The organism is Mucilaginibacter sp. P4_E8 (assembly GCF_056401495.1).
In genome coordinates this window covers 1-7,083 of the sequence record NZ_JBFUJG010000197.1, presented here as the reverse complement: position 1 = coordinate 7,083, position 7,083 = coordinate 1, and the positions used below count along the sequence as shown (strand labels likewise).

General features: G+C 39.4%; 7 protein-coding genes and 1 riboswitch. Of the genes, 6 read left to right on the top strand and 1 reads right to left on the bottom strand.

The window, feature by feature from the left end; genetic code table 11:
• Positions 1-180: 180 nt before the first annotated feature.
• Positions 181-291: riboswitch (SAM riboswitch) on the bottom strand.
• A gap of 201 nt (positions 292-492) precedes the next feature.
• On the bottom strand, positions 493-1,608 hold the full coding sequence (locus AC1DRQ_RS28435) for a trans-sulfuration enzyme family protein (RefSeq protein ID WP_477429036.1): 1,116 nt from the start codon (positions 1,606-1,608) through the stop codon (positions 493-495).
• A gap of 95 nt (positions 1,609-1,703) precedes the next feature.
• On the opposite strand from AC1DRQ_RS28435, the gene AC1DRQ_RS28430 reads away from it, so the two are divergent.
• The 6 genes from AC1DRQ_RS28430 (at position 1,704) to AC1DRQ_RS28405 (ending at position 6,777) form a co-directional block, all read left to right on the top strand.
• The gene (locus tag AC1DRQ_RS28430) at positions 1,704-2,225 is read left to right on the top strand and encodes a hypothetical protein (RefSeq protein WP_477429034.1); all 522 of its coding nucleotides are present in this window, start codon (positions 1,704-1,706) and stop codon (positions 2,223-2,225) included.
• A gap of 93 nt (positions 2,226-2,318) precedes the next feature.
• A complete protein-coding gene (gene mqnE / locus AC1DRQ_RS28425) occupies positions 2,319-3,512 on the top strand; it encodes an aminofutalosine synthase MqnE (protein ID WP_477429032.1) in 1,194 nt (397 codons plus the stop codon).
• Between the two features lie 89 nt (positions 3,513-3,601).
• On the top strand, positions 3,602-4,222 hold the full coding sequence (locus AC1DRQ_RS28420) for a histidine phosphatase family protein (RefSeq protein WP_477429030.1): 621 nt from the start codon (positions 3,602-3,604) through the stop codon (positions 4,220-4,222).
• Positions 4,223-4,236: 14 nt separating this feature from the next.
• Positions 4,237-4,980, top strand: coding sequence for a menaquinone biosynthetic enzyme MqnA/MqnD family protein (locus AC1DRQ_RS28415; protein ID WP_477429028.1), 744 nt, complete (start codon positions 4,237-4,239; stop codon positions 4,978-4,980).
• A gap of 281 nt (positions 4,981-5,261) precedes the next feature.
• Positions 5,262-6,071, top strand: a complete 810-nt coding sequence (locus AC1DRQ_RS28410) for an SDR family oxidoreductase (RefSeq protein ID WP_477429026.1) — start codon at positions 5,262-5,264, stop codon at positions 6,069-6,071.
• Positions 6,072-6,297: 226 nt separating this feature from the next.
• Positions 6,298-6,777, top strand: a complete 480-nt coding sequence (locus AC1DRQ_RS28405; protein WP_429392683.1) for a hypothetical protein — start codon at positions 6,298-6,300, stop codon at positions 6,775-6,777.
• Positions 6,778-7,083: the final 306 nt, after the last annotated feature.

Below are 7,083 nucleotides of genomic sequence, written 5' to 3'. Positions count from 1 at the left end.
TCTTTACCAGTTGTTAAACACGAGCATTTTTCAGGAATTGAAAAAGGGACGTGTTAGGTCAGTCAACAGCAGCAACACATACAAATACAGCCAATATTTAAGCTAATATATTGTACAGTACCGTTTGAGGTGTTAAAAATGTTGCTCGTAGTAATCTTAATTAAACTTTTCATGGTTATAAATTTATATTCCCCGGGGTTATTTTCCGGGACAGGAATTGGCACCTTCTCCAATTTTGGAGGGTTGCCAGCGGGTCATTGAGCCTGATCTCTCGCCGCTTCTTTATAAACCAAAACCCGAACTAATGCGGAGAATTGATCAATGGTATTGCTACCAAATATTGTTTCAAAGATAAGAGGATATTTATTTAAATACCAAATTAAATTTTTCTTTTAGATAAAAGGATAGAGCTGAAAGCTTAAAGCCAAAAGCACAAAGCTTTTTTTTGAAGTGGATGAACTCGCTTTAAGCCCTCAGCTTTTTGCTTTCAGCTTATAAAAGTGCCTGATCCAAATCAGCTATCAGATCATCAATATGCTCCAGCCCAACAGATACCCGTAACAAGTTGCGTGGCGTTTTAGTATCCGGGCCTTCAACAGTAGCACGATGCTCTATCAGGCTCTCTACACCGCCAAGGCTGGTAGCCCTGGTAAAGAGCCGCAGTTTATTTATTACCATACGGGTATATTCTTCATCGCCTTTAACAATAAATGATAACATGCCACCAAAAGCCAACATTTGCGCCTTGGCAACTTCATGTTGCGGATGCGAGGGTAGACCGGGATACATCACCCGCTCAACACCAGCGTGTTGCTCTAAAAACTCAGCTAATAGCTGTGCATTATGTACATGGCCCTTAACACGATAAGGCAGGGTTTTGATGCTGCGTACCAACATGTAGCAATCCATTGGAGAGGGGATAGCACCGCCCATTTCCTGCACCTGGCGAATTTTTGCCCACCAATCGCTTTTTTCGGAAGTAATTAATGCGCCGCCCATCAGGTCACTATGCCCGCCAAAGTATTTGGTTGCTGAATGCATCACCAGGTCGGCACCCAAAGCAAGTGGTTGCTGGCAAATTGGTGTGGCAAAGGTATTATCACAAGCTACTTTAATGCCTTTAGCTTTGGCAATGGCTACTATTTTTTTAATATCGGTTACTTTAAGCAGGGGGTTTGATGGGGTTTCTATCCATATTAACCYGGTTTCGGGTTTAATATGCTGTTCTAATACTTCGGTATCATTAACATCAATAAAATCAAAAGTTAAAATGCCTGCAAACAGGTTTTTAAGTTGGTTGCGCAAACCATGGTACATATCATCAGGGGYAATAATATGCGTACCCGGAGGCAACGACTGAAATACTGACATACCAGCAGCATTGCCCGATGAAAAAGAGGCCGCATCAATACCGCCCTCTAATTTAGCCAGCACATTTTCGAGCGATTCACGATTAGGGTTCGATGACCTGCTATAGATATGGCCGCCAGGGAAATCACCTTCAACACCACGTTCAAATGTGGTTGATAGTATAATGGGCTGTATTACAGCTCTTGATGATTCATCTTTTTTATTTCCGGCGTGTATAGCTATAGTTTCAGTTTTCATTCTGTATTAGATATCCGGCCAAATTAAATAAGATTATTTAGTTTTTGCTGTAGCGTTTATGCAATTTTTTACGAATAGATATAAAAACCAACCTTATGAAAAAGCTGTTCCTATTTACTATTATCATTTTGTTTTCGGTAACAAGCTGCAAAAAAGAAGATATCGCCAACGAAAGCGATTATAACAAAAGCTATAACGCCTGGTTAGGCTACAAAAAAAGCGTCCATAATTCATACAGCTATACGCAAAGCTATGGATCATGGACGGGGTATGGTGCTGAAATTAAAATCGGGGTAAGCGATGGAAAAATTATTTCCCGTGATTTTATCGCAGTACAATTACGTAGAGACGGCACCAGTAACAGGGATACTACTGCACGCTGGCATGAGGAAAAATCCAGTTTAAATACCCATGGTAATCAGGCGGGTGAACTGCTTACCTTAGATGATGTTTATTTGAAAGCACGCACCATTTGGCTTAAAGTTGATAAGAAAAATAACGATATTTATTTTGAGGCTAACAACAATGGTATGATCTCTAATTGTGGCTACCGACCCAAGGGCTGCCAGGATGATTGTGTTACAGGTATCATTATTACAGCCATTACCTCACTGTAAACTCAATGTCATTACTTCCTTTGATTTAAGCAATGAATCATCTTACTAAGCATAGTTTTATGCTTTTTAGTACATTTGCCCAAAGTTTTTTTCATGGAAGCTGAAGGTAATTTACAGTTATTATTACAAAATCCGGATCTATCCGCTGATTTAAAGCACATTGCCGAAAAAGTACTGAACAACCAGCGCATTACCTTTGATGAGGGTGTGGTGCTGTACGAGCAGGGCGACCTGGGCTATCTGGGAGTTTTAGCAAATTACATCCGCGAAAAACGGCATGGTCATAAAACATATTTCAATCGTAATTTCCATATAGAGCCTACCAATCTTTGTGTTTACGATTGTAAATTTTGTTCGTATTCACGCTTACTCAAGCAAAAATCAGAAGGCTGGGAATATACCATGGACGAAATGTTCAACATGGTAACTAAATATGATGGCGAACCCGTTACCGAAGTACATATTGTAGGTGGTGTTTTACCGCAATACGATGTGCCTTTTTACCAGGAGCTTTTTAGTCGCATCCGTGCTCATCGTCCCGGTTTGCATATTAAAGCATTGACACCGGTTGAATATCATTACATATTTAAAAAGGCTAAAATTGATTACGCTACAGGCATGCGACTCATGATGGAAGCGGGCTTGCAATCAATCCCGGGTGGTGGTGCCGAAATATTTCATCCTGAAGTGAGGGATCTTATTTCAAAAGATAAATGTACCGGCGATCAATGGCTGGCCATACATGAGGAGTGGCATAAACTGGGCGGTCGTTCAAATGCTACTATGCTGTACGGCCATATTGAAAAATATTGGCACCGGGTTGACCATATGGAGCGTTTACGTCAGTTGCAGGATAAAACAGGAGGTTTTCAAACCTTTATCCCGCTAAAATTCCGTAATCAGGACAACCAGATGTCGCATGTGCCCGAATCTACGGTGGTTGAGGATCTTCGGAATTATGCCATTGCGCGTATCTACCTTGATAATTTTGATCATATTAAAGCTTATTGGGCCATGATCAGTCGTACTACAGCACAACTATCATTAAACTTTGGTGTGGATGATATTGATGGCACGCTTGATGACACTACCAAAATATATTCTATGGCCGGCGCAGAAGAGCAGCACCCCGGTATGAGCACCAAACAGTTAGTTGAGCTGATAAAACATGTAGGCAGGCAACCTATTGAGCGCGATACTTTATATAATGTGGTTACCGATTTTACTGATTTTGAATTTCCGGAAGAAAGTAAACCGCAATATTATAAATTGCCTGTAATCAATTAGCTGAAAACTTAAGAGTGGGAGTGGCAAGTAATAAATAAAGCAAATAAAACTTTAAGCCTTCGGCTTTTAGCTTTAGGCTTAAAAAAAGAATGATACAAAAAACCTTATATATAGTACGTCACGGCCAAACTGAGCTTAACAGACAAGGCATTGTGCAGGGGCGTGGAATGGATACTGATTTAAATGATGAAGGTCGTAAACAGGCCCGCCAGTTTTTTGAATTCTACAAAACTGTATCTTTTGATAAAATATACATATCGGCCCTAAAACGCACACAGCAAAGTGTTCAATCATTTATTGACCTGGGGATCCCATACCAAAAATTGCCCGGTCTTGATGAGCTGGCATGGGGTATACATGAAGGGCAACCAAGTACTACACAAAATAAAGCAGCCTTTTTACAAATTATGCGCGACTGGCTCGATGGCCGCTTAGACAGTAAATTTGAAGGAGGCGAGAGTCCTAATGAGGTAGAGATCCGTGAACGCGAAGCGCTCGATGTGATCATGAGCCATCCCGACGAAAAAACTGTATTAATATGTATGCATGGCCGTGCCATGCGCTTATTGCTTTGTATATTAACCAATAGGTCCCTTACCGAAATGGAAGCCTTTCCGCACCAAAACCTGGTTCTGTACAAAGTAGTATATGACGGCGAAAAATTCGAGATCGCCGATTTTAATAATGCCGAACATTTAAAACAATCCTGAAAGAGAGCACTTCTGTGAATAAGATAAGAATATCAGCTGTAAGCTATACCAACACCAAACCCTTTATATACGGCATCCAGCATAGTGGAATATTAGATAAAATTGAATTGAGCCTTGATATGCCGTCAGACTGTGCTCAAAAACTAATTGACAATGTGGTTGATATCGGGTTGATCCCCGTAGCTGCTACCTTAAACCTGCCGCAATGGGAAATTGTATCTGAATATTGTATTGGTGCCGTTGGTGCGGTAAATTCAGTTTTTGTATTCAGTAATTGCGATATCAAAGATGTAAAATACCTGCAACTCGACCCGCAATCGCGTTCATCAAATAACCTGGCCCGCGTTTTACTGAAAAACTACTGGGAGGTAAAGCCCGAGCTGATGAAGGATGCAGCAGATTATGCTCAATCAACCGATGCCAACACCGCTTTTGTACAAATTGGTGACCGTACCTTCGGTAAAAAAAATAAATACGAGTTTGCGTATGATCTGGCCGAAGAATGGCAAAAATTTACCGGTCTTCCATTTATGTTCGCCGGCTGGATAGCCAACAAGCCTATTCCGCAGGATTTTATGGATGAGTTTAACGCTGCATTGAAATATGGCTTAAACCATCGTGCCCAACTTTTTGAAGAACTACCGATGCGCGATGATTTTGATATTAAGGATTACCTGATGCACAAGATTGATTTTGAGTTGACTGATGATAAGAAAAAAGCGCTTTATATGTTTTTGGATTATATAAGAGCGCTGTAAATTTTGTCTGAACCGGGATTAAGCGGATTAGGGGATTATCATGATTTAATAGAGACGCATTACATGCGTCTTTTTTTTGATGTTTATTTTGTCTGAACCGGGATTAAACAGATTAAAGGATTACTCAGATTTTTAAAAATGCATATAAAATCCCAAAATCTTATAAATCTGCTTAATCCTGGTTCAGACAATTACATTTAGGTTCAGACATATTTTAATATTTTAAAACCATATTGTATAAAATACATTTTTTTATATTAAAACATTTAAATCCGTTAAAAATGAACCCATCTCCATCATTAAAAGGACAAGCGGCCCTTGTTACCGGCGCCGATAGCGGTATTGGCAAAGGTGTAGCCATGGCACTGGCTGGTGCCGGAGCCAGGCTTGTTATCAATTATGCCCATAACCACGATGCTGCCGAAGCTACTGTGAACGAAATAAAATCTTCGGGTGGCGAAGCATTTGCAGTTCAGGCAGATGTAAGTCAGGAAGAGCAGGTAAAAGCCATGTTTGCGCAAATGTTTGAGCGTTATGGTACCATTGATATTTTGGTAAATAACGCTGGTTTGCAAAAGGATTCCAGCTTTGTTGATATGACACTGGAGGATTGGAATACGGTGATCAGCATTAACCTTACCGGTCAGTTTTTGTGCTCGCGCGAAGCGGCAAAGGAGTTTATACGCAGAGGAGTGGTTGAGGACCGGAGCCGCGCAGCAGGTAAGATCATCTGTATGAGCAGTGTGCATGAGGTGATTCCCTGGGCGGGCCATGTAAATTACGCGGCCAGTAAAGGTGGCATCAATATGTTTATGAAAAGTATTGCGCAGGAACTGGCGCCACATAAAATAAGGGTAGTATCTATTGGGCCCGGTGCCATACAAACCCCAATCAATAAAGCGGCTTGGGATACTCTCGAAGCTTTAGATAAACTGCTGACGCTGATACCCTATAACCGGATAGGTAAGCCAGATGATATTGGTAAACTGGCTACCTGGCTGGCATCTGATGAGGCCGATTATATTACCGGAACCACAATTTTTATGGATGGCGGCATGACGTTGTATCCCGGCTTCGCAGATAATGGTTAAATCAAGGGAGAAATTTTATGAAAAATCGGTTTAGCAGACTGCAAACCGATTTTTTTGTATCGTTTTAAATTTAGATATTGTAAATTATACACTAAGTAGATTGCAAAAATTTAAAATTTTTATCAAAAAACATATATAATTATAAAATATTCATAAAAGTTAAATTTTATTTGTCACATTGACAATCTTACCATACTTTTGTTATGGATTTAAAATTTAAACGAACATGAAAAAGATATTATTAACAACCGCAATTGCCGCTTTATTAAGTGTTAATGTTTTTGCTGCCGATGGCGGTAAAAGAGTAGACGGAGGAACTAATGTTTCTTACGTTGCCTTACATGGTTTTACAGTTGACTTTGCTGATGCAAAAGATGTTAACTGGACAGTAACTAAAAATTGCCAAAAAGCTACCTTTACTGTTGATGGCGTTAAAAAAACAGCTTTCTACAATCTTAACGGTGAGTTTTTAGGTGTAACTCAAAGAGTTGATGCCAAAGCTATCCCTGCTAAAACTTTAAAACAAATTGCTAAAGACTATAAAGGTTATGAAGTTGGTGAAGTAATTGTTTATCAGGCTAATACTGAATTAAATGATAACATTGACCCTACATCATACTTTGTTGATCTTAAAAATGATGCTCATGAAGTATTGGTAAGGATCACACAACAAGCTAACCTTGAATTTTTTCAACAAGTAAAATAATTCCAAAGCTTTTCATAATTAAAAGCCATCTGTTACAAGCAGATGGCTTTTTTTTGTTTATTAGAAGTGTCAAATTTGTGTTTATTATCACTATTTGGCAAACAACTTGACTGTTTATGCCTTTATTATTATAGTTAAATGTATAATATAAAGTAACAAAAATGTCCAAGACCATAATTGTATCAAACCGATTGCCAGTAAAAATTTCAAAAACAGATGATGAATACGTTTTATCGCCAAGTGAAGGGGGTTTAGCTACAGGCTTAGGTTCAATATATAAACAAGGTGATAATGTGTGGATAGGGT

Coding starts and splice junctions, on each gene's coding strand:
- AC1DRQ_RS28430 (WP_477429034.1), top strand. CDS start 1,704: ATGAAAAAGCTGTTCCTATTTACTATTATCATTTTGTTTTCGGTAACA.
- mqnE (WP_477429032.1), top strand. CDS start 2,319: ATGGAAGCTGAAGGTAATTTACAGTTATTATTACAAAATCCGGATCTA.
- AC1DRQ_RS28420 (WP_477429030.1), top strand. CDS start 3,602: ATGATACAAAAAACCTTATATATAGTACGTCACGGCCAAACTGAGCTT.
- AC1DRQ_RS28410 (WP_477429026.1), top strand. CDS start 5,262: ATGAACCCATCTCCATCATTAAAAGGACAAGCGGCCCTTGTTACCGGC.
- AC1DRQ_RS28405 (WP_429392683.1), top strand. CDS start 6,298: ATGAAAAAGATATTATTAACAACCGCAATTGCCGCTTTATTAAGTGTT.